Genomic DNA, 21,698 nt, shown 5'->3' on the forward strand with positions numbered 1-21,698 from the left:
AAGGTGTAGAAGCAATAAAAAGCATAGAAGATATATAACGAGCATAGCAATGCAGGAGACGACTTGCTACACTCTTAGGCTTCTACATTTATGTCAGGCTGTTAAAGTTTACATTTATAAAAATAATCAGCCTATTAAATGAACACTCAAACTATAAGGATAATATTATGAGTAATACTAATAATGCAACCAACCAAATCGGTCTAGAAAAAGCAGATATGAGCGAAGTGATTGCGAAGCTAAACAGCCTATTATCAAGCTATCATATGTTTTACATCAACGTACGTGGCTATCACTGGAACGTAAAAGGTGAGCATTTCTTTACCTTGCACCCACAGTTCGAAGAGCTGTACACCAATTTACAAGTAGAAATTGATGAAATCGCTGAACGTATTTTAACCTTGGGTGGCACGCCGCTTCATGCTTATAGCGACTTTAGCCAACATACCAGTATTCAAGAAGATAAAAACGTAAAAGACGGTAATGCTTGTGTGAAAGGCGTGGTGACTGGCCTACAAGCGCTGATTGAAGAGCAACGTGAAGTATCAGCGTTAGCACAGAAAGCTGAAGACCAAGGTACGGCTGACTTAGTTGATGAGTACGTACAGCAGCAAGAAAAGCTGATTTGGATGTATAACGCTTTTTTGGCTAAATAACTGCTAAATAATCAGTTATCACTAAATTACCGTTTCTAAAAACGTCATTAGTGAATGAGTAAGTAAGAAAAAAGCACCTAATTTAGGTGCTTTTTTTGTGCTTTGTTTGCTAATTAATTATTTTTTACTTTTGAATCCACTGACGCATTTTCTCGCGCTCAGCTGGGGTTGCTTGGAGCCAAATTTGCATAAACTGATCTAAAGTATTGGTAGATACAGCAGCGCTTGTGGTTTGCGAAACCGTGGTCACTGCGCCTGTATTTACAGTGCTGGCAGTAGATTGACCTAAAGCAGCTATCGCACGTTGGTTTTGTAGCTCGGCATCATCAGCGCCACCAAATACGCCGCCCAATGTTTTACCCAAACCTGACAACAAACTACCTTGATTGCCGCCTAGACTCTGCTGGCTTGCCACGATAGTGTTATTCTGCTGCACTGCCAGTGTTGGACGCTTAGCATACTCTCTTGCCGCTTCATATTTTTCTGGCTGATTTGGCATGGTGAGACGGTAGGTTTGATTGTCTTTCAATTCTGCCGTCACACTCACATTACCCGAGCGCAAATAATCATGCTCATCACGGCGCAAGTTATATAAACGATCATATTTAGCGGTAATCGCGTGCTGACCCGGCTCTAAGGTAAACGACTTCTTCAATGGCTGAAACGCGCTTTGCTGGATTTCTTGCCCATTAATCGCAGTCACTTTGATATGGTCATCGACAAGCAAGGTCACTGCAGCATGCGATAACATCGATACTGAGCCAGCAGTCATTAGTAACGAGCCAACAGTCAGTTTTTTTAGCAAAGAAGCGTTTGGTTTCATAATTTATTCCAGAGATAGTAAGGTGGCGGTATAAAGGGCGTGGTTATGATTGTTAAAAAATGAAATATTAAAAATCCAGCGGCATGGTATGTTGGTCTTGATTGGCGACATCATTATCTACTTGCGTTTCTTGGGCGATATCGGCAAGCTCGGCGGCAAGCGTCTGCTCATCGATGGTACGCAGCGCATCACTGATGACCGCTTTGGATATATTACTGCGCCCAAGATTAGAGAACATCGGCTGAATATAGTTCAGCACGTCCATCATAGCGCCGATACGATGCGGGCCTTCAGTAAGCAAATAATCAATAATGCGCTCATCGAACTGCCAACCACGCCTTCGTAAGATAGACTGCAACAATGCCTGACGGTCTGCCAAATCGTGACCTGTCGGCACTTTAAAGCTTGGCGATTGCGCCAAACGGGTAAGCAAGTCTGTTAGCTGAAATGGCAATTCGGTCGCCGGTTTGTTAGAAGCAAAAATCAGCTGACGCTGCCCTTCGCGGCTACGATTAATCAGGTGAAACAATGCTTCTTGCCATTGACTGCTTTGCTCAAGCACCTCTAAATCATCAATCGCAATCAGGGAAAAATTCTCTAGAGAGGATAGAACATTGACATCGGTATGAATCAGCTCATTCAATGACAGACAAATTGCCGATTTGTCCATCTCAATAAACGACTCACAAATGGCGGATAATAAGTGCGACTTGCCCGTCTCTGGGCTGCCAAATAGGTACAGCTGACCAATCAGGCCGACATGGAGCTGCCGCACTGCATCGATAATAGACATCCAACCCGGACCGGCAAAGTCGCTGAGACTCGCATCATGCTTAATGTCCAGATTGAGACTTAGCTGTGCTTCTGCCATGAATCATCAACTCGGTTTGCGTAGCGCAATCACTAAAAAGGCTAAACGACTAATATTCTGTAAACTGGCTTTGCTAACTTTTACACTTATCAAAGCCAACCTAGTAACGGCAAATACCGTTGATACTGCGCCTATATATAACATATTTGCAAAATGACTGACAAGTCTTTTACCCATTAAGCCCAATCAGTCCCTATTTATCCATTTTACAATAAACTCTTAATGATTGATGAGGTGCTAAAATTCACACTTAACTAGCAAAAAAAAGCGCTACAAGATTAATTTATTATAAATTTATTTTTCTTCAAATAAAGCCAACTGTTTACGACCTTTATAAAAGTCAGTAGATTGGTAATAAGCATACAGATGACGGAATAAAACATTAAGCACAGCGGACACCGGTAGTGCGATAAGCATACCAACAAAGCCCAGCAAACTTGCCCCTGCCAATACCGCAAAGATAACCCATAACGGTGACAGACCAATCTTGTCACCTAATAATAGTGGCTGCAAAACATAACCTTCTGCCGCTTGCCCTACTAAAAATGCCCCAACAATCAACGCTAGATAAGTCCAGTCTAAGCCAAACTGGAACAGACAGGCTATAATCGCGGAAATAAAACCGATACCAAAACCCAAGTACGGAACAAAGCTAGCAACTCCAGCGACCATACCAATAATCAAGCCAAGCTCAAGTCCGATAAGCTGCAACTGTATCGCATAAATCGCGCCCAGTAGTACCATGACCAACAGCTGACCCTTAATAAATGCCATCAGCGCCTGATCACATTCTTTGGCAATCTGAACGACTTTTTCATTATAAGCCGCCGGAATAGCGAGCCGCCACGTCTGTAAACGCTTGTCCCAATTAAACAAGAAATAAAAGGTTAAAATCGGCACTAATACAATCAAGCCAGCATTATTAATAAAATTCATACTAGAGGCCAGTATTTGACTCATCATGGTACTGGCATCAGCAAACTTGTAATTGGTTTGCATATAATCAACCAAGGTTTCAGAAAAACCTTTAGCTTCTAGTTCTGGCAGACGAATGCGGCTATTATTGGCAAACCACTCACGCACAACTTGGTTATACCAATTTAATACTTTGGGCAGATATTCCCACGCCGCTTGCAGTTGGTGCCATAAGGTTGGTATTAACCACCAAAGCAGCAGCACCATACCAAGGGTAATGGTCGAATAAACAATAATAATCGCCATCCAACGCTTGATATATTTTGATAAACGCTTGACCAGTGGATTGAATAAATAAGCCAGTACAAAGGCAACGACAAACGGTACGATAACCGGCATCATCAAATACAGTAAAAACACGGTCACAACAATCGCAACGACGATGAATAAGCGTCGGAAAAAGGGATCTATTGGTTGGTTTATCATTAAGGGTAACCCTACGATTAAGTCAATGTAAAATGCTGGCTTATGATGGTTTTTTAATCAAGTTATGTCGTTAGCAACTTTATATTTATTATGTTATTTAGCAGCGTCATTGTCGTAGGTTTTGCCAACGACTTTGGCGTTCTATTATCGCAGAGTCCAACAAAAAAGCAGTCATTTTTTGTTTCTTAATTTTTTATTGGGCCTGATACCGTCTTTATTAGCAATCTTCTTCAAATATCAGCCAAATATTGCTAAGTTGCTTTGCGGGCAAGGGTCATTTTTGGGTATAATGCGCGCACTATCTGCAAAATTAACACGACCGATCCGCTTTTCTACTGACAGACCTTCATTCCCTATAAAATTTGTGAGATGACCATGAGTAACAAGCCTTCTTTAAGCTACAAAGATGCTGGCGTTGATATTGATGCTGGCGATGCGTTGGTTCAACGTATTAAATCAGTGGCAAAAGCCACCTCTCGTCCTGAGGTTGTGGGCGGACTTGGCGGTTTTGGGGCGCTTTGTCGTATTCCGACTGGTTACACCTCACCGTTATTGGTTTCGGGTACTGATGGTGTCGGCACCAAGCTTAAACTGGCATTACAATTAAACCGTCACGACACGATCGGTATCGACTTGGTCGCCATGTGCGTCAATGATTTATTGGTTTGCGGTGCAGAGCCATTATTCTTCTTAGATTACTACGCAACTGGCAAGCTTGATGTCGATGTGGCAGCGACTGTCGTCACTGGTATCGGCGAAGGCTGTAAGCTGTCAAATTGTGCGCTTATCGGCGGTGAAACGGCTGAGATGCCGGGCATGTATCAAGATGATGATTATGACCTAGCGGGATTCTGCGTCGGCGTAGTCGAAGAAGCGGAAGTTATCACGGGTGAAAATGTTGCAGAAGGTGATGTATTGATTGCCCTTGCCTCAAGTGGCGCGCATTCAAACGGTTATTCATTGGTACGTAAAGTTATCGAAGTGAGCGGCGTTGATATTACTACTAGCAACGAGCAATTAGACGGTCAGCCTATTCAAGACGCACTGATGGCTCCTACTCGCATTTATGTTAAAGCGATTAAAGCGCTACAAGACACCCTTGGTAGCTCAGCCTTACATGCCATGTCACATATTACTGGTGGCGGTTTAACAGATAACCTGCCACGCGTACTACCGGATAACTTGGCGGCTAGCATTGATACCAACAGCTGGAAGTTCTCAGAACTATTTACTTGGCTACAAACCCAAGGTAATATCGAGCAAAGCGAGATGTACCGTACCTTTAACTGCGGCGTTGGTTTTGTCATCGTTGTCCCTAAAGATAAAGCAGATGCTGCTATTCAAACCTTGACCGATGCTGGTGAAAAGGCATGGAAATTAGGTGAAATGGTCAAACGTGAAGCGGATGCGGTGGTGTACCGTTAATGCCAGACGACAATTTAAAAAGTATTGCAAAAAAATCAGTTAAGCCGTTACGCGTCGCTGTTTTGGTATCTGGTAGTGGTAGCAACCTGCAAGTATTGATTAATGCCATGCAAGCTGGGGCGTTACCGATTGAAATAGTAGGTGTCATCAGTAACCGTGAAGACGCTTATGCCATCACACGTGCCAATGACGCATCTATTCCAGTCGCTGTGCTGTCACACGTTGCGAGCGGCAAACGCATGGGCATCAAAACCTTTGAAAGCCATGCTAGCGCACAGCTAAGCGCTTGGCAGCCCGATTTGATTGTCTTAGCAGGATTTATGCGCGTATTAAGTGGCGCATTTATCGATAATGCTCCTGCCCCAATGATTAACCTACACCCTGCTCTACTGCCTGCTTATAAGGGTCTTGATACCCATCAGCGTGCCATACAAGCTGGTGAACGCCATCATGGCTGTAGTATTCATGTGGTCACCGCTGAGCTTGATGCCGGTGCTGTTTTGACCCAAGCGCTGCTTGAAGTCAATCAAAAAGACACTGCTGATAGCCTACAAGCACGCATACAAAAAGGTGAACATCAACTACTACCATGGACGATATTATTGATTACTAAAGGTATTATAGATCTGAATAATCCGCATAATTATGCTGAATCATCTTATTTACCCGCTTTACCTTTAAAGCTATGGTTAAATACTTAAGCTTTAAACATAGCTATCCGTTTTATAAAATTTATAAAAAGGCAGGATCCGTGATTGGTTCTGCTTTTTTTTTGCGCTTAAATAACGGGTAATTTATAGCAAATTGCTAGCAAAAAAATACCTCGCTACGGAATAACGAGGTATTTAGGAAACTAGGCTTTTAAAAAACTAAGCATTTAAAATTAAAAATCTAAAACATTTTAATAATTAAACAGGTTTTTTACCAACCACGTGCACGGCTTTAATATTCACAAACTCTTTGATACCAAAGCCACCATGCTCACGACCATAACCTGAGTCTTTAACACCACCAAATGGCAATCCTGGATTGACTAAGTTATAACCATTGATATAAACCATACCGGTGTCAAAATGCTGCTGGGCTAAATGAATCGCTTTTTCTTCGTCTTTTGAAAAGATAGCACCGCCGAGTCCATAACGGCTATCATTGGCAATTCGGAAAGCATCGTCTTGGTCTTTGGCACGAATGAGCGCCGCAACCGGACCAAATAACTCATCTTTATAAGCGGGTTGATCTGGTTTGATATTTTCCAAAATCGTTGGTGGATAAAAGGCACCCGGCTTATCAGGTACTTCGCCGCCCAAGGTAATGGTCGCACCTTTGCTGACACTTTCTTGCACTTGTTTATGCAACTCATCACGTTGCTTGCTGCTTGACATCGGCCCTACGTCAGTAGATTCTTCCATTGGATCGCCGACTTTATAGCCTTTAAACTTCTCAATAACCAGATCACGGAATTTATCGTAAACACTGTCGACGACGACAAATCGTTTAGCAGCAATACAGGTTTCACCGTTATTGTATAGACGCGCATGCGCACAAGTAGTAGCCGCTAAGTCTAAGTCCGCATCTTCTAGTACGATAAAAGCATCGTTCGAACCAAGCTCCATAACGGTCTTTTTCAGCACTTTAGCCGCTTGCTGCGCCACCACTCGACCGGCGACATCACTACCCGTTAATGTAACACCGCGCACTTTTTCATGCTCAATAACTTGCTCAGACTGATCATGGTTAATGATGAGCGTACGGAATAAATCATTTGGCAGATCGGACTCGTGCATGATTTTTTCAATCAACAAACCTGAACCCGTTACGTTTGAAGCGTGTTTAAGCAGGATACTATTACCAGCCATTAGATTGGCAATGGTATAGCGGAATACTTGATAAGCAGGAAAGTTCCATGGCTGAATACCATAGATAATACCGATAGGATTGTAGCTGATTAAACCTTTCTTAATGCCTTCGATATCGCGCTCATCATTCGCTAGAGCGGCAATTCCTTCAGCAGCGGTGAAATCACAAATCGCTTTACATAGGTCTACTTCTCCTAAGCTCGCCTCTAACGTCTTACCGCGCTCTTCTGTCATCAGCTTCGCAAGTTCTTCTTTATGCTTCATCAATGTCTCGCCAATAGAGTTAATCACTTTGGCACGCTCATCGGCACTGACCAAACGCCATTCTGAAAACGCTTTTTGCGAGGCATCGATGATTTTATTGACTTCATCGCTACTCATATAAGTATAGTTTTTAATATCTTTACCCGTCGCTGGGTTCACAGTAGTAATATCTGCCATGATTATTATCCTTATTTATTTGATTATTATTTAATGAATACTTAATCAGCGAGGCACAATTGTTAAAAAACAATCTATCACTAAATGAGTCGATATTATCGAATCACTTAACAATGCCCACTATAATTGTCTTTTTTCTTAACGTCTATTTAGCATAACAAAATGCATTGCCTATAGGTTTACAAGTTATAAAGAAGTGTGCGTATGATGTTAATAATGTGACAGTCTTATAAAGCTCATCTGAGACCTTATAATCTTAAATCTTAAATCTTAAATCTTAAATCTTATAAGTTTGAATCTTATAAGCTTGAATGATAGGTAAAGCTTATAAGCTAAATCACCAAGAAAACAGACAAATAAAAAAACCAGTACATGAGACATGGGCTGGTTTTTTTGCGTTATTAAATGCTAATTTTATTGTTAGCGCATTAGAATAAGTGATTAATAATTGGAATATCTTGCGGTGGATTCTCTTCATCATCGACGATTTGGCGAGCAACGTGCATGATAAGCTGACGCAACCAGCGATGGGCTGGATGATGCTGCAATAAAGGCGACCATGCCATGGTCAGCTCAAACTCTGGGATAAAAAATGGCGGTTCTTCCATGATGATACTGTCGTTATTTGCCTGCATTTTTGCCACCCGAGTTGGCAAGGTTGCAACCAAATCCTTATTTGCCGCGAGCATGGCGGGCATTTGATAATGGCGGGTAAAAACACTGATTTGGCGTTTTTGCCCTAAGCGTTGCAGCGCCTGATCGATAGAGCCAAGTCCGCCAGATTTTTCTGGATTGACCCCAAAGCCCACACCCATACCAGTTTTAGACACCCAAACATGCTGAGCTTTTAGATAATTTTTGAGATTAAAGCGATGAGCATAAGGACTTTCAGAAGACAGTAGGCAGCTAAAGGTATCACGCCATACCAATACTTGATGGAAGCTTTGTGGAATTTCATTAAAGCGGTTAATCGCTAAATCAACACGACCCTGCTCCATATCACGATAGGAGACGTCAGATGGCGTTAAAAAATCCAAAATGACATTGGGCGCTTCAGAACGTAGGGCTTTAACCAACTTTGGCACCAAAGTCGCCTCAGCATAATCTGAGGTCATAATACGAAAAACGCGTGAGGTGCTATAAGGGCGAAACTCGGTACGCGGCTCAAGCACTTGGGTCAAATCTGCCAGTATCTCACGAATGCGTGGCTGTAGCTCAAGCGCGCGCTCAGTTGGGGTCATGCCTTCTGATGAACGTACCAATAGTGGGTCATTAAACAGTTTACGTAAACGTCGCAAAATATTACTCATGGCAGGCTGGGTAATACCAAGCTGCTCAGCCGCACGTGTGACGTTTTTTTCACGAAGCAGCACATCTAAATGTACCAATAAATTCAAATCAACCCGCTGCAAATTCATATATTTTTCTCTTTGCCTTGGAATAAATACCACAATAACCTTGAGCAAGCCTGGTATTTTTTGCGCTGTTATTTTAACTAAAGCTGCTATAACAGCATAATATAATGATATTTTTTACTAGAATCTTCTATAATATTCATATTATAACTCAAACCAACCAACATAAGCCATTGTTTTATCTACACTATAACCGTATAAAATACCCAAGATAACAATCATAAATTAGATAAATCTTGGTAAGGCAGTTATAGTGATTGCCGTAGACCAAATACGGCCAAGACTATAAAAACAAGTTTTGAGCATTAAATATAATGAGTCTAAGCGCTTAATAATAAAAGTATTTTGAAAATAAGTCAGGATAGCAGATACGATTGAGTGGACAATAAACCATCATAAACTATCTTCTCATCGCCTATTTTATAGATAGACAGCATTGATTATTGTAACACCTCTTATCATTAAATATGACACCGCTGACCCATAAATACTCAAAGCTTTTATAGATGCTTTTTAAGCATAGAACATTTTTAATAAATACCGCTATCAGCTAGCTATGATCACTTGATCGTCAACAACTATTTTTACTCACTCCTTTTAAACTCAACAGTTTTTAACTGACAAGTTCAGCAATCGCCTTGTATTAACAGGCAGGTTTGTTTAGGGTAAGTAAGGTTGGATAGATAACTTTTAATGATATTTAGTTCGCTTTGTCATTCAAGCACTCATATCCTATTTCATACAAGCTTATTACGGCGACGATAAAAATCAGGTTTATGTTTTAGTAAGATACAAAGTTAGTTGCCCCATCTTTAATTGTTTTAACAATTAATTTTTCGTTTTTTTACACCCCACCAAGGAGACTATAGATGTCAACTGCATATAAATCAGCGATCGATTTAGTACGTGAATTAAAGCAAAAGCACGGTAACTGGCAGAACATTAGCGAGACTGATGCGGCACGTATGATGTCACAAAACCGTTTTAAAACCGGTTTAGATATCGCCAAATATACTGCAAAAATCATGCGTCAAGATATGGAAGACTATGACAATGATACGTCTCAGTACACGCAGTCTTTAGGTGCATGGCATGGTTTTGTTGCCCAGCAAACTATGTACGCTAAGAAAAAATACTTTGGTACGACTTCTAAAACTTACATCTACCTATCAGGTTGGATGGTTGCAGCTCTACGTTCTGAGTTTGGTCCTCTTCCTGACCAATCTATGCATGAAAAAACCTCTGTACCTAAGCTAATCGAAGAAATCTACACCTTCTTACGTCAAGCTGACGCTAAAGTACTAAACGACTACTTCCGTGAGCTAAACGCTGCAGAAGAAGCTGGCCAAGACACTTCAGCTATCCTAGAAAAAATCGAAAACTTTGATTCGCATGTTGTGCCAATCATTGCTGACATCGATGCAGGTTTCGGTAACGAAGAAGCGACTTACTTGCTAACCAAGCAAATGATCGAAGCTGGTGCTTGTGCTATCCAAGTTGAGAACCAAGTATCTGACGCTAAACAATGTGGTCACCAAGCGGGTAAAGTAACTGTACCGCATGAAGACTTCATCTCTAAACTAAATGCGATTCGTTATGCATTCTTAGAACTTGGTGTTGAAGACGGTATTATCGTTGCTCGTACTGACTCTGAAGGCGCATCACTCACGCAAAAAATCCCAGTATCAAATGAGCCAGGCGATCTTGCTTCTAAATACATCGACTTCATCGAAATGGAAGAAGTGACTTTAGAAAACGCAAAAGAAAACGATAGCTTGCTTAAGCACAACGGCAAACTAGTACGTCCAGTTCGTTTGCCAAACGGTCTATACCAGTTCCGTGAAGAAACGAACATCGACCGCGTTGTACTTGACTGTGTCACTGCTCTAGAAAACGGTGCTGATCTACTATGGATCGAAACACCAACGCCAGACGTAGAACACATTAAAATGATGGTTGACCGTATTAAAGAGCAACAGCCTAAAGCGAAGCTTGTATACAACAACAGCCCATCATTTAACTGGACGCTTAACTTCCGTAAGCAAGTTATCGCTCAGTGGGAAGAAGAAGGCAAAGACTTGTCTGCCTACAATAAAGATGACTTGATGAGTGCTGATTACGATGGTACTGAACTTGATACCGCAGCTGACGAAGCGGCTAGAAACTTCCAACGTGATGCATCACGTGAAGCAGGTGTATTCCATCACTTAATCACGCTACCTACTTATCACACTACTGCTCTTAGCGTTCATGAACTTGCTAAAGGCTACTTCGGTGAAGATGGTATGCTTGCTTATGCAGCTGGCGTACAACGTAAAGAAATCCGTGAAGGCATCGCTTGTGTTAAACACCAAGCAATGGCAGGCTCTGACCTTGGCGATGATCACAAAGAAATCTTCTCTGGTGAAAACGCCCTTAAAGCTGGTGGCGGTAAGAACACGATGAACCAGTTCTAATCACCGACCACTTATAAGTACATTTTATAAGTAAAAGTTTTAAGAAAAGCCGTCCTATATTGTAGGGCGGCTTTTTTATGTGCTATAAATAATGTGACTGTTCAGCACTCATGTAGCTTAAGTCATCCAACCAAAACGAAAGTTTTACTTGTTATTCACCGATAGCTTTCATACGATGGTAATCAATTACATTTATTAAAATAATCGGGAGCCATCATGCAAGAGATAGAGCTAAAGTTTTTGGTACCAGAGTCGCGACTAAAAGGCTTGCTACGCCAAGCACAAGTTAAATCATCTGAGGTGACGCAACTGGCTGCTCATTATTACGATACTCCTGACCAACAGCTTGCACAGGCGGCTATTGGCTTACGTATTCGTAAGGAAGGTGATGCGTGGGTACAGACCATTAAAGCAGGCGGCGACGGTATAGCGGCACGTTTAGAGCACAATGCAGTACTGAATAATGAGCAGGTACAAGCGATGCTCGATAGTAATACGCTCATGCCAGATTTAAGCATTTATAAAAACACCTCTGTCGCCCCTGCTCTGGCTGAATTTAAGCTGAAAAAACTGACCAAAAATCTTACTCGGTTATACGTGACCGATGTCGAGCGCACCACGCGATTGCTGGTAGATGATAGTGACGATGAATCGAATAACCATATTGAGATGGCATACGATTATGGAGAAATTATTCACGGCAATGATGAAACCTATCGCACCGCTATTCAAGAAATTGAGTTTGAGCTGATATCAGGCGATATAGATTTTTTATTTACAACCGCCAAAACCTGGTGTAAGCGCTATAAACTTTGCCTATCTACGGTGACCAAAGCTGAGCGTGGTAGCTTGCTGATTAAAGGGCAACATCATAGCCCAGCCGTCAGCGCTAACCTTGACCAACTGATTATCGATAAAGACAGCAGCATGCCTGCTTTTGCGCGCGCAGTAGTACATAACTGTCTATTGCAAATATTACCAAACAGCAGTGCTATCGTCGCTGGCAGCGAAGATGATGACCATACCCTGCAACTGTATATTGGCACTACTCGCTTGCAAGCTGCCCTACAAGCATTTGCCAGTTACTCTGATGAAATCAATCCAGACTGGCTGCCGATAGTGAAGCAAACAGCGGTTTTCATTGATGACTACCGAGAGCTTGACCATCTCGCCTCTCATGTAGAGCCTGATTTACAACAGCATGGCGCACCTACAGTCGATTGGGCAGCTGACATTGATACGCTGAAGATTACTCCAAAGGATGCTGTCAGTGCCAATGATTTCCAGCTCACCTTACTTGAGTTGATCGCCTTTACCATGAGCGACCCAAGCCTTGAACCGCAAGCTGATAAATCCGCCATCAATAAGCTGGAAAAAACATTATCCAAACAGTATGCAAAGCTTGGCAAAGCGGCGCAAACGCTACAAAGTAAAAAGGGTGCTAAATCCGATAGCATCACTGTAGAGAATAATGATTTAAAAAATGGCGATGTAGAAAATATTGATATAAATGACCATAATTCAGAGCAAGCAACGGATGAGCTGCATCAACAGTTAACAGCTTTACTTTATATCAGTGAATTTGCCGCGCCCTTATTAGATAAGAAAAAGTCGAAAAAGAAAACCAAGCGCTGGCTAAAACGTTTGGTCAAAGTGCAAACAGCCTTGCATCAATATCGCAATCATATAACGTACCAACAATGCTATCAGTTAAAATCAGACACAGATAGCAATGCCTTATATGGCGCTGGCTGGTTTGCATCCATGATAACCAGAGACCGTAAGCGCAGCAAAAATCGCTTGGCTAAAGTAATAGACAGCTCAATATTTTGGTAAAAATGCTCATAACAGTATGAATCAAGCGTAGAATAACTAGAGCTCCAAATAAGAATTAGAATAAAAAAAGACAGCGCATTTTATATGGGCTGTCTTTTTTTTGAGGTGCTTTTTTTAAAGAGCTTTTTTCGCTTGGATGACTAAACTAAGCCATGTTGAAAAAGTAACGACTCGAATCAGTCAATCATACATCAAAAATTAGCACGCATTTGCTACGTCCAGTTCTTGTATGAGCTTAGCTCTTTTATAAGCCTAATACTTTCATACGCTCATTGACTGGCTGATAGGTTTTCTCGCCAGCAGGCTCAACAATATTACCAAATGGCATTTGCGCCACCAATTCCCAGCTATCTGGGATAGAAAATGCTTTAGCGGCATCTTCATCCACAAGCGGATTGTAGTGCTGTAGGTTGGCACCAACATTCAAGGTACGTAGCTCTGTCCACATCGCATACTGATGCATGGCCGAGGTTTGCTGTGCCCAAATTGGGAATCTGTCTGCATATAACGCAAACTGCTCTTGCAGTGACTCAGTCACATTTTTATCTTCATAAAACAGCACAGTGCCTGCAGCAGCACGGAAGCCATCCAGCTTTTGCTTACTACCAGAAAAGTCACCATCACCAACGGCTGCACGCAGTTTTTCTTCAGCGATATCCCACAGCTTCTGATGCTCGGCACCAAACAATACGACCAAGCGCGAAGATTGTGAGTTAAACGCAGAAGGCGTATGCAATAAAACACGCTCAGCCATATTGACAATCGCTTGTGGCGCTACTGGTAGCTCGTTGCCCAATGCATATATTGAACGGCGCTCATCAAATGCTTGTTGTAAAGTGACTAGACTTTCTTTAGACATCATCATTATCCTTGTAATTATAATAAAATATAGGTCAAACGCGTCCTATTTGGCATGGCACGCTGTTATTAACAAGGAGGCCATTATATCAATATACTAAATGACGTCTAGACTATATAAAGTTTATTTTATCAATCACTCTATAAAGTTATTCTGTTTTACTTAAGATGTAAGAAAATAATTTACTACGTAATCGTTAATAAATAGTCGTTAATTAGCGACAATCGTCACCGTTGTACCCTCTTCCACTTGCTCGAACAATTCCATAATATCTTCATTGCGCATACGTATACAGCCATGCGAGAGTGGCACGCCCATCGGCTCAGTATCTGGCGTACCATGAATATAAATATAACGCTGATAGGTATCACAGCCACCTTGGCTATTGCTGCCTTTATTAAGTCCGTCTTCCAAACCACTTAACCAAAGAATGCGGCTCAATATCCAATCGCGCTCAGGATGGCGTTTGCCAAGCTCTGCACTATATATCTCACCTGTAGGAACACGTCCAATAAATACCGCATTCATAGGTTCATTTGCGCCAATTTTTTCGGCGATAAAATGTTTGCCAAGGGGCGTACAACCGCTATCTTGCTGACTGCCTATTCCGTTTTTAGCCGTAGAAACCGTATATTGAGTCACTTCTTTATCGTGTTGGTAAAGCGTTAGCGTTTGCTGAGCAATATTAATCACTAAATGCGCATTAGAACTTGCGTTAAATTTTTCATTAAAGCTTTCGTTATTTGTCATAGAAGTCTTCCGGCGGTCATTCATCTAATGGATGTCATTGTTGACCGCATGATAAGTAAGTTGATTAAATTTTTCTATTATTAAGGGATTGTGTCAAGGCTTTTGGCACCGTAATATAGGGGCACACTTTTTGATGCTAGCAGATTATGACGACTATTTCACCGACACGTGTGTCGATGTATGATTTTCTCTATCAAGATACCAAGCCGATGGTGTCGTTATTGGCAGATGCTGCCAAGCTTTCATTATCGCAAGCGCGACTGGCGATGGATGCCAGTTTGCAGGCTATTGTCAGTGCCTTGCTTGCTTATCAGCAGCACAATGATGGGCAAGCCGTGAGCAAAAAGCTGTTTGGTCGCGGCGCTGTCAAAGAGCTACGCCAATATAACTCAATGAATTTTTCGACCATCAATGCGACGTTATATCATCGCCATGAAGCGGCGGATGCCATATTCTATGATAATGCCTGTGTGATTAAAGCGAGTGATTATATTGCTGAGCAGATTGACGCGACGACGCAGCAAGTGCAGATACTCCTCACGTCTCTATGCGTGATAGCCTTACGTGAGCTGGCTATTTTAGCCGAATATAGCCAACTTGATAATGACGAGATGGATAAATGGTTTGCTTTACAGCCACAGTTTTTATCAGCTGCTCGCTTTGCCATCAATGAGCCAGCGTCTGTCTCTGTTAAATTGAATGAGATTAATGAAGATAACGGTCTGATTGCAGCAGGGGTCAATTCAGACTTATCAGTAAAAACAAAAGCAGCAGCCGAATCCGAAAACAATCCTAATACAGAACGTGCCTTATTAAGTATAGAGCAACTCGCTGATAACCCGCCAGCTTTCAATCCTTATTGGCATGAGTTGACGACATTCAAGCCTGAAAATCAACAGCCTGTGCAAGACATGCAACTGGCGACCGGTAATTATTTAAAAGTCATCGGGCGCTCCTCTGCGAATGCCCAACAAGGCAAACATAATGACTTGCTCATGTTTGCAGAAATGACTGCCATCAGCTTGCCGCACCAACGCTGGCTGCTGCAACTGGCTAAAATTTCAGAAATATACTTGCAGCGTAACCGCCTACGCATTACCTCCGAGCCTGCCAGCACACCAAAACCACCTTTGGTCAGCTTAGGTCTAATCGGTGGCAATAACGACAATACGCCAACTACCACCAGTGAAAAGCCCATTGAATACGACGCCCCTATACCTCTCTGGAAAAACCCGGTTATTCTGATTATTATTGTTGTTATCGGGGTTCTCGGAGGGCTAGCCGCTCTCAAATATCAAAGCCAAAAATCTGATGGTATGTTACTGGCGACAGAAGAGGTCGTAGAACAAGACCTGATAAAAGAGCGTCAACAGCAAGATGTGGCCATTGTTATGATGGACGATGATGAAGCTGATGCTAAAGACGCAAAAGCAGCTCAATGATAAGTGACAGCACTTAGTACATAATCTCTTAAGCATCAAAAAATAGTCGAACCAACCTGCAAAAAAAGACCCAAAAAAAAGGCGCTATCTTAATAGCGCCTTTTTTATTTCTTCTTGCTTATGTTGTATCGATATTAGACTAACTTTGAAATCGATATAGTGCGACTGGAATGAATTTTTCGTAGCCTCTGTGATAACAGCAAGCAAGGAAAATTTATAACAGTCGCACGTGACTATTAACGTATCGTCTCTGTCTCGAACTGACTACCGCAAATCTGGCTTACTTTGATAAATCACGACCACGGCTGGCTTCAATCGCTAAACGTAGACCATTTAAGCGAATGAAACCTTCGGCGTCTTTTTGATCATAAGCACCAGCATCGTCTTCAAAAGTCGCAATTTTTTCATCAAACAATGAATCATCTGACTTACGACCGACGACGCTTACCGCACCTTTGTATAATTTAACGCGTACGGTACCGTTGACATATTCTTGTGATTTGTCAATCAAGGCTTGTAGCATCATGCGCTCAGGGCTGAACCAATAGCCGTTATAGATAATTTTAGCGTAACGTGGCATCAGCTCATCTTTTAGATGCGCCGCTTCACGGTCAAGCGTTAATGATTCGATACCGCGGTGTGCTTTTAGCATAATAGTACCCGCTGGCGTTTCATAGCAGCCGCGTGATTTCATACCGACATAACGGTTTTCAACGATATCTAAACGACCAATACCGTGCTTACCGCCAATATCATTAAGCTTAATCATCACTTCATAAGGCTTAAGCGCTTCACCATCGATAGCAACGATGTCGCCTTTTTCGTATTCTAGCTCTAAGTATTGTGCTTTATCAGGTGCTTCTTCTGGGCTGACTGACCAGCGCCACATATCATCTTCTGCTTCGGCGTATGGGTCTTCTAAAATACCGCCTTCATAAGAGATATGCAGTAAGTTGGCATCCATTGAATACGGAGATTTAGTCTTATTACCAGCATAGTCGATGGCAATATTATGTTCTTTCGCATATTCCATCAAGCTTTCACGGCTCGATAAATCCCACTCACGCCATGGCGCAATGGTAACCACGTCAGGAGACAAAGCAACCGCACCAAGCTCAAAACGTACTTGGTCATTGCCTTTACCGGTCGCACCATGGCTAATTGCATCGGCATTATGTTCTTTAGCAATTTCAACCAGACGCTTAGCAATTAGTGGACGGGCAATAGAAGTCCCAAGTAAGTACTCGCCTTCATAGATAGCGTTGGCACGGAACATTGGGAACACATAGTCACGAGCAAACTCTTCGCGTAAGTCTTCGATATGGATATGTTTGATGCCCATCGCTTCAGCTTTAGCGCGCGCCGGCTCAACTTCTTCACCTTGACCAATGTCAGCGGTGAAAGTAATCACTTCTGCATCATAGGTTTCTTGTAGCCATCTGGCGATAATTGAGGTGTCAAGACCACCCGAATATGCCAAGACGATTTTATTAATAGTTTTTGGATCAAGCTGAGCCATGAAGAACTCCTAATATAAGAATTTATTGTCGAATACATTTAATGGGACGTAAAATGCGAATGATGGGATGAAATCAACAAAAGATAGATTGCCTGCTCAGTGTACATCATATTTACTAACGGCAAAAGTGGCACGGCTATCAGCCAATGGGTTTTCCCTTATATTTGAGGTTAATTCTATAAATAGGCTTATTTAAAATAGCAGACAACTTAATCAACCATCATTTCTAACCACACTCTTAAAGCTCTAGCAAAAGTTAATCGGGCAAAAAATCGCTTATCATTTATGTACAGATATTTCGCCGCATATTTAGTCAAGTAGGCAAATCTGTTATGATAGCAGCACAGTAAGACTGCCCCTTCACTCCCGTATATGACAATATAGAGCGCGATGACACCATGACCGATTCGATTAGAGAATTAACCATCCTGCAGCCAGATGATTGGCATATTCATTTGCGCGATGATAAAGCGTTAGCAACCACCGTTGCTCATGCCGCCCAAAGCTTTAACCGCGTTATCTGTATGCCAAACCTTGTGCCACCAGTTAAAAATGTCGATGATGCTCATGATTACCGTGCGCGTATCATGCAGCAGCTACAAGCAAGTGATTTAAGTGCTGAGCGTAAAGCGGCGTTTGACCCACGCATGACCTTGTATCTCACCGATAACACAACAGCCAATGATATCGAAATGGCAGCAAAATCAGGTATCGTCCAAGCGGTCAAGCTCTACCCTGCTGGTGCAACGACCAACTCTACTGATGGCGTCACCGATATCAATGCCCGCGTCGATATCTTTGAAGCCTTAGAAAAATACAATCTGCCATTACTACTCCATGGTGAAGTGACTCACGACCATGTCGATATTTTCGACCGTGAAAAACGCTTTTTAGACGAAGTATTGGCACAAATCATCCTCAAATTTCCAACCATGAAAATTGTGATGGAGCATATCACCACCAGTGATGCAGCTGACTTTGTCTTAGCGCAAGGCAATCAAGTTGCTGCTACTATCACGCCGCAGCATCTGATGTTTAACCGCAATCATTTACTGGTCGGTGGGATTAAGCCGCATTTTTATTGCTTGCCTATTTTGAAGCGTGAAAGCCATCAAAAAGTATTGTTAGATGTCGCCACCAGTGGCAATCCAAAATTCTTTTTAGGCACAGATTCTGCACCTCATGCAACGGATGCAAAAGAATCTGCTTGTGGCTGTGCCGGTTGTTATAGCGCTGCCAATGCGCTACCGCTATACGCCACTGCTTTTGATAGTGTCGGTAAAATAGACAAATTAGAAGGGTTTGCCAGCCGCTTTGGCGCTCAATTCTATGGCTTACCAGTACACGAGAGCACCATTAATTTGATAAATACGCCGATGCAAGTACCAACCGACTATCCTTACTTTGATGGCTCGTCGTTAACGCCATTAATGGCAGGCGAGATGTTGCCTTGGTCTATTAAAGCCTAATAGAGACGATGTAAAGTCATCTACGCTTCTATTGTATCCTATGATAAGCAATGCTCTTATGCTAAAAAAGCCATACGCTTAGCAAAGGCAATACTCCTATCATAGGATATTTATTTTTTAGCGATTTTTAACTTAATTTTTACCTCAATTCAATGCCACAGCATGACTGATAAAAGCGATTTAACTTGATATGACCATTCAAAACGATACCGTCCTACCTGAAGACAACACAAACCATCCTAACAAGGTCCCAAATACGACCGATAGCAACACAGACGAACAAGCACCGATGACCTTAAAAGAACGTTTTCGTAAGTTCCTGCCTGTGGTCGTCGATGTCGAAACGGCGGGCTTTAATGCGCAAACTGACGCCTTATTAGAGATTGCCTGTATTCCTGTACTATTAAGTGAGCAGGGCGTGTTTTATCCGGGTGAGGCACTGAACGCTCATATCGAACCTTTTGAAGGGGCGAATCTCGAGCCAAGCGCGCTTGCCTTTACCGGTATCGACCCAAACAATCCACTACGTAAAGCCATTGCCGAAGATGAAAAAACGGCGCTACGTCGTATATTTAAAGGCTTGAAAGAAGTACGCCGCGCTGAAGACTGCCGTCAATGTGTCTTAATCGGCCACAATGCCCATTTTGACTTAGCATTTTTAAATGCGGCAGTACTGCGTACCAATAGCAAAAGCCACAATCCGTTTCATAATTTTTCAGTCTTTGATACCGTGACACTGTCGGCCTTGGCATTTGGGCAAACAGTATTAGCACGGGCTTGTAAGGCCGCTGGACTTGATTTTGATGGCAATGATGCGCATTCAGCGCTCTATGATACCCAAAAGACCGCTGAGCTGTTTTGTCATATCCTGAACAGCTACCCTATGCTGGCTAATGCGATGCATAGCGAACCTGAGTCTACTGAAAATAATCAATAAATTCTTTATTACAGATTATGTATTGTTCATCATGAATAATAGTGGTACTTGTAAGGTTTACTAACTTTAACCGTTCGATTTAAAAGTATAATTTAACCTTTTATGAACGCGCTATAAAAATAATAGGTTAAATCTATAGATGGTTTGAGTTACCTACTGTGCTTTAAGCACCTTTTATAGGCGCTTAAAGCTTAATAAAAGGGACTTTATTATGGAACCACAGTTTAAGTTATGGGCAACCATCATCGGCTATATGCTGCTGGCATTAACCATTAGTACTTGTACGTCGTTATGGATTCGGTATCATTTAAAGCGTAATGACCTACATCCACGTCGCGCCCTCAAAAAAAGATATTTAATTTTAAAAAGACGTAGAAAAAGGCTTGACAGTAGACACGGACGCTATTAGAATACGCACCACTTCAACATAAATGGTGAAAGCAGTTGAAGCGTTGTTACTAGTCCCCATCGTCTAGAGGCCTAGGACACCGCCCTTTCACGGCGGTAACGGGGGTTCGAATCCCCCTGGGGACGCCACTATTTGGCGTCACTTATTAGCAAGTTTGCTATAAAGCATCGATAAGACTAATAAGCGTACCATCAAAAAGCCCATTCATATTTTTGTGAGCGGGCTTTTTTTATGCCTGTTTATTTTTTAGAATTTTATATAAAAGCTCTTACGCATCAAAATAAAGTATTCTAGAGTGGTTTTATGACAGCAAAAAGCCAGCAATTTATGCTGGCCTTTTAAATATATACGCGCTAATTATTTAAAATAGCTTACCAAATTTTATCTGCTAGCATCAACCAAAGTAGCGCCAATACAATCAAGCCGCCTAGCACGGTCTGTATTAGGAAAAAGGCTTGGTGCTGTCCAACCACTTTGCCTAAGGTTACCCCTAGGGTATTGTATTTTATCGGCTGGGTATCAAGCTCACCGCTTCTTTCTTGGTCTTCATAATAACCTTGCAGAATATCTAAAAACTGCTGCCATTCATTGGTGTCCCACGTATTGGGCTTAAACGGCATAAAAGTTTTAAGCTTAGGCTCATTCATCATCCAACGCTCAAGGGTAATCGAGCGTAGTGACCAGCCAGCAAAACGGCGCTCAGCGATGGCTGAAAAATCCAATATTTTTAAATCTTTATGTCGATCATCTACCAATAAGCGGTTTTTTAGATTGGTTAATGCTTGTTCGGAGCCTTCCACACATTGCAAAAAGTAGCCATTGCCGTAGCAAAGAATACCCGTAATATTATCGGCTTTATTATGCTTAATGGCGACTTCTGCGATGTCGTTAAGCGTACTCGCACTTGCAAGACCAGTCGACGTAATGTGGCTCAGATATACAAACTGGCAGAGATCTGGCGTTACTGGATTTGTCGAATCATTGACTGTTGACAATCAGCTTCTCCCTATTTTCAGGTAAATGTAGCTAAGACAACCATACTAACTTTAGAAAAAATAGAGCAACAAGGCATTCAAAGGTAACAAATTGGCTTGTTATATTATTGATTTATAAATGTTTATATTAATTGTATT

18 protein-coding genes and 1 tRNA gene are annotated in these 21,698 nt (G+C 42.0%); 10 read left to right on the forward strand and 9 right to left on the reverse strand.

Annotated features, from left to right (window positions below):
- Window positions 1–167 precede the first annotated feature (167 nt).
- Window positions 168–656: a Dps family protein gene (locus AC2FA3_RS00230; RefSeq protein WP_490507782.1), complete on the forward strand. Its 489-nt coding sequence runs from the start codon at window positions 168–170 to the stop codon at window positions 654–656.
- 124 nt (window positions 657–780) lie between these two features.
- Here AC2FA3_RS00230 and AC2FA3_RS00235 read toward each other — a convergent pair whose 3' ends face one another.
- The 3 genes from AC2FA3_RS00235 to AC2FA3_RS00245 form a co-directional block, all read right to left on the reverse strand.
- Window positions 781–1,479, reverse strand: a complete 699-nt coding sequence (locus AC2FA3_RS00235; RefSeq protein ID WP_490507783.1) for a DUF2057 family protein — start codon at window positions 1,477–1,479, stop codon at window positions 781–783.
- A gap of 67 nt (window positions 1,480–1,546) precedes the next feature.
- A complete protein-coding gene (gene hda, locus AC2FA3_RS00240) occupies window positions 1,547–2,350 on the reverse strand; it encodes a DnaA regulatory inactivator Hda (protein ID WP_201544906.1) in 804 nt (267 codons plus the stop codon).
- Window positions 2,351–2,644: 294 nt separating this feature from the next.
- Window positions 2,645–3,751, reverse strand: a complete 1,107-nt coding sequence (locus tag AC2FA3_RS00245) for an AI-2E family transporter (protein WP_201544905.1) — start codon at window positions 3,749–3,751, stop codon at window positions 2,645–2,647.
- Window positions 3,752–4,126: 375 nt separating this feature from the next.
- On the opposite strand from AC2FA3_RS00245, the gene purM reads away from it, so the two are divergent.
- Together purM and purN are read left to right on the forward strand one after the other, a co-directional pair.
- Window positions 4,127–5,176 carry a phosphoribosylformylglycinamidine cyclo-ligase gene (purM, locus tag AC2FA3_RS00250; RefSeq protein ID WP_201544903.1) on the forward strand — a complete coding sequence of 350 codons (1,050 nt, stop codon included), beginning with the start codon at window positions 4,127–4,129 and terminating at the stop codon, window positions 5,174–5,176.
- Window positions 5,176–5,877: a phosphoribosylglycinamide formyltransferase gene (gene purN, locus AC2FA3_RS00255; protein ID WP_490507784.1), complete on the forward strand. Its 702-nt coding sequence runs from the start codon at window positions 5,176–5,178 to the stop codon at window positions 5,875–5,877. The genes purM and purN overlap by 1 nt, the downstream gene beginning before the upstream one ends.
- Before the next feature lie 207 nt (window positions 5,878–6,084).
- Here the strand turns inward: purN and AC2FA3_RS00260 are convergent, their stop codons facing one another.
- Both AC2FA3_RS00260 and AC2FA3_RS00265 read right to left on the reverse strand, forming a co-directional pair.
- A complete protein-coding gene (locus AC2FA3_RS00260; RefSeq protein ID WP_490507785.1) occupies window positions 6,085–7,473 on the reverse strand; it encodes an NAD-dependent succinate-semialdehyde dehydrogenase in 1,389 nt (462 codons plus the stop codon).
- A gap of 428 nt (window positions 7,474–7,901) precedes the next feature.
- The gene (locus AC2FA3_RS00265) at window positions 7,902–8,891 is read right to left on the reverse strand and encodes a LysR family transcriptional regulator (RefSeq protein WP_490507786.1); all 990 of its coding nucleotides are present in this window, start codon (window positions 8,889–8,891) and stop codon (window positions 7,902–7,904) included.
- Window positions 8,892–9,757: 866 nt separating this feature from the next.
- Between AC2FA3_RS00265 and AC2FA3_RS00270 the strand changes: the two genes are divergently transcribed.
- Both AC2FA3_RS00270 and AC2FA3_RS00275 read left to right on the forward strand, forming a co-directional pair.
- Window positions 9,758–11,344 (forward strand): isocitrate lyase, encoded by a 1,587-nt coding sequence (locus AC2FA3_RS00270; protein WP_490507787.1) that lies wholly within the window; start codon window positions 9,758–9,760, stop codon window positions 11,342–11,344.
- A 216-nt stretch (window positions 11,345–11,560) separates the two neighbouring features.
- On the forward strand, window positions 11,561–13,180 hold the full coding sequence (locus tag AC2FA3_RS00275) for a CYTH and CHAD domain-containing protein (RefSeq protein WP_490507788.1): 1,620 nt from the start codon (window positions 11,561–11,563) through the stop codon (window positions 13,178–13,180).
- A 244-nt stretch (window positions 13,181–13,424) separates the two neighbouring features.
- On the opposite strand, the gene AC2FA3_RS00280 is transcribed toward AC2FA3_RS00275, so the two are convergent.
- Window positions 13,425–14,039, reverse strand: a complete 615-nt coding sequence (locus AC2FA3_RS00280; protein ID WP_490507789.1) for a nitroreductase family protein — start codon at window positions 14,037–14,039, stop codon at window positions 13,425–13,427.
- 210 nt (window positions 14,040–14,249) lie between these two features.
- Window positions 14,250–14,789 (reverse strand): L,D-transpeptidase family protein, encoded by a 540-nt coding sequence (locus AC2FA3_RS00285; RefSeq protein WP_490507790.1) that lies wholly within the window; start codon window positions 14,787–14,789, stop codon window positions 14,250–14,252.
- A gap of 146 nt (window positions 14,790–14,935) precedes the next feature.
- On the opposite strand from AC2FA3_RS00285, the gene AC2FA3_RS00290 reads away from it, so the two are divergent.
- The gene (locus tag AC2FA3_RS00290; RefSeq protein WP_490507791.1) at window positions 14,936–16,231 is read left to right on the forward strand and encodes a hypothetical protein; all 1,296 of its coding nucleotides are present in this window, start codon (window positions 14,936–14,938) and stop codon (window positions 16,229–16,231) included.
- A gap of 280 nt (window positions 16,232–16,511) precedes the next feature.
- On the opposite strand, the gene AC2FA3_RS00295 is transcribed toward AC2FA3_RS00290, so the two are convergent.
- Window positions 16,512–17,750 carry an argininosuccinate synthase gene (locus AC2FA3_RS00295; protein ID WP_490507792.1) on the reverse strand — a complete coding sequence of 413 codons (1,239 nt, stop codon included), beginning with the start codon at window positions 17,748–17,750 and terminating at the stop codon, window positions 16,512–16,514.
- A gap of 398 nt (window positions 17,751–18,148) precedes the next feature.
- On the opposite strand from AC2FA3_RS00295, the gene pyrC reads away from it, so the two are divergent.
- From pyrC to AC2FA3_RS00315, 4 genes are all read left to right on the forward strand, one after another.
- Window positions 18,149–19,219 carry a dihydroorotase gene (pyrC, locus tag AC2FA3_RS00300; protein WP_490507793.1) on the forward strand — a complete coding sequence of 357 codons (1,071 nt, stop codon included), beginning with the start codon at window positions 18,149–18,151 and terminating at the stop codon, window positions 19,217–19,219.
- A 190-nt stretch (window positions 19,220–19,409) separates the two neighbouring features.
- On the forward strand, window positions 19,410–20,156 hold the full coding sequence (gene rnt, locus AC2FA3_RS00305; RefSeq protein WP_490507794.1) for a ribonuclease T: 747 nt from the start codon (window positions 19,410–19,412) through the stop codon (window positions 20,154–20,156).
- A gap of 211 nt (window positions 20,157–20,367) precedes the next feature.
- Window positions 20,368–20,565 (forward strand): hypothetical protein, encoded by a 198-nt coding sequence (locus AC2FA3_RS00310; RefSeq protein WP_490507795.1) that lies wholly within the window; start codon window positions 20,368–20,370, stop codon window positions 20,563–20,565.
- 52 nt (window positions 20,566–20,617) lie between these two features.
- Window positions 20,618–20,693: transfer RNA gene (locus tag AC2FA3_RS00315), tRNA-Glu, on the forward strand.
- A gap of 243 nt (window positions 20,694–20,936) precedes the next feature.
- Here the strand turns inward: AC2FA3_RS00315 and AC2FA3_RS00320 are convergent.
- Window positions 20,937–21,560 carry a BLUF domain-containing protein gene (locus tag AC2FA3_RS00320; protein WP_490507796.1) on the reverse strand — a complete coding sequence of 208 codons (624 nt, stop codon included), beginning with the start codon at window positions 21,558–21,560 and terminating at the stop codon, window positions 20,937–20,939.
- Window positions 21,561–21,698: the final 138 nt, after the last annotated feature.

Source organism: Janibacter sp. CoH_79_TC_3, assembly GCF_058197955.1.

Excerpts from the sequence above, each read along its gene's own strand:
- AC2FA3_RS00230 (WP_490507782.1), top strand. The coding sequence starts at position 168 with ATGAGTAATACTAATAATGCAACCAACCAAATCGGTCTAGAAAAAGCA.
- AC2FA3_RS00235 (WP_490507783.1), bottom strand. The coding sequence starts at position 1,479 with ATGAAACCAAACGCTTCTTTGCTAAAAAAACTGACTGTTGGCTCGTTA.
- hda (WP_201544906.1), bottom strand. The coding sequence starts at position 2,350 with ATGGCAGAAGCACAGCTAAGTCTCAATCTGGACATTAAGCATGATGCG.
- AC2FA3_RS00245 (WP_201544905.1), bottom strand. The coding sequence starts at position 3,751 with ATGATAAACCAACCAATAGATCCCTTTTTCCGACGCTTATTCATCGTC.
- purM (WP_201544903.1), top strand. The coding sequence starts at position 4,127 with ATGAGTAACAAGCCTTCTTTAAGCTACAAAGATGCTGGCGTTGATATT.
- purN (WP_490507784.1), top strand. The coding sequence starts at position 5,176 with ATGCCAGACGACAATTTAAAAAGTATTGCAAAAAAATCAGTTAAGCCG.
- AC2FA3_RS00260 (WP_490507785.1), bottom strand. The coding sequence starts at position 7,473 with ATGGCAGATATTACTACTGTGAACCCAGCGACGGGTAAAGATATTAAA.
- AC2FA3_RS00265 (WP_490507786.1), bottom strand. The coding sequence starts at position 8,891 with ATGAATTTGCAGCGGGTTGATTTGAATTTATTGGTACATTTAGATGTG.
- AC2FA3_RS00270 (WP_490507787.1), top strand. The coding sequence starts at position 9,758 with ATGTCAACTGCATATAAATCAGCGATCGATTTAGTACGTGAATTAAAG.
- AC2FA3_RS00275 (WP_490507788.1), top strand. The coding sequence starts at position 11,561 with ATGCAAGAGATAGAGCTAAAGTTTTTGGTACCAGAGTCGCGACTAAAA.
- AC2FA3_RS00280 (WP_490507789.1), bottom strand. The coding sequence starts at position 14,039 with ATGTCTAAAGAAAGTCTAGTCACTTTACAACAAGCATTTGATGAGCGC.
- AC2FA3_RS00285 (WP_490507790.1), bottom strand. The coding sequence starts at position 14,789 with ATGACAAATAACGAAAGCTTTAATGAAAAATTTAACGCAAGTTCTAAT.
- AC2FA3_RS00290 (WP_490507791.1), top strand. The coding sequence starts at position 14,936 with ATGACGACTATTTCACCGACACGTGTGTCGATGTATGATTTTCTCTAT.
- AC2FA3_RS00295 (WP_490507792.1), bottom strand. The coding sequence starts at position 17,750 with ATGGCTCAGCTTGATCCAAAAACTATTAATAAAATCGTCTTGGCATAT.
- pyrC (WP_490507793.1), top strand. The coding sequence starts at position 18,149 with ATGACCGATTCGATTAGAGAATTAACCATCCTGCAGCCAGATGATTGG.
- rnt (WP_490507794.1), top strand. The coding sequence starts at position 19,410 with ATGACCATTCAAAACGATACCGTCCTACCTGAAGACAACACAAACCAT.
- AC2FA3_RS00310 (WP_490507795.1), top strand. The coding sequence starts at position 20,368 with ATGGAACCACAGTTTAAGTTATGGGCAACCATCATCGGCTATATGCTG.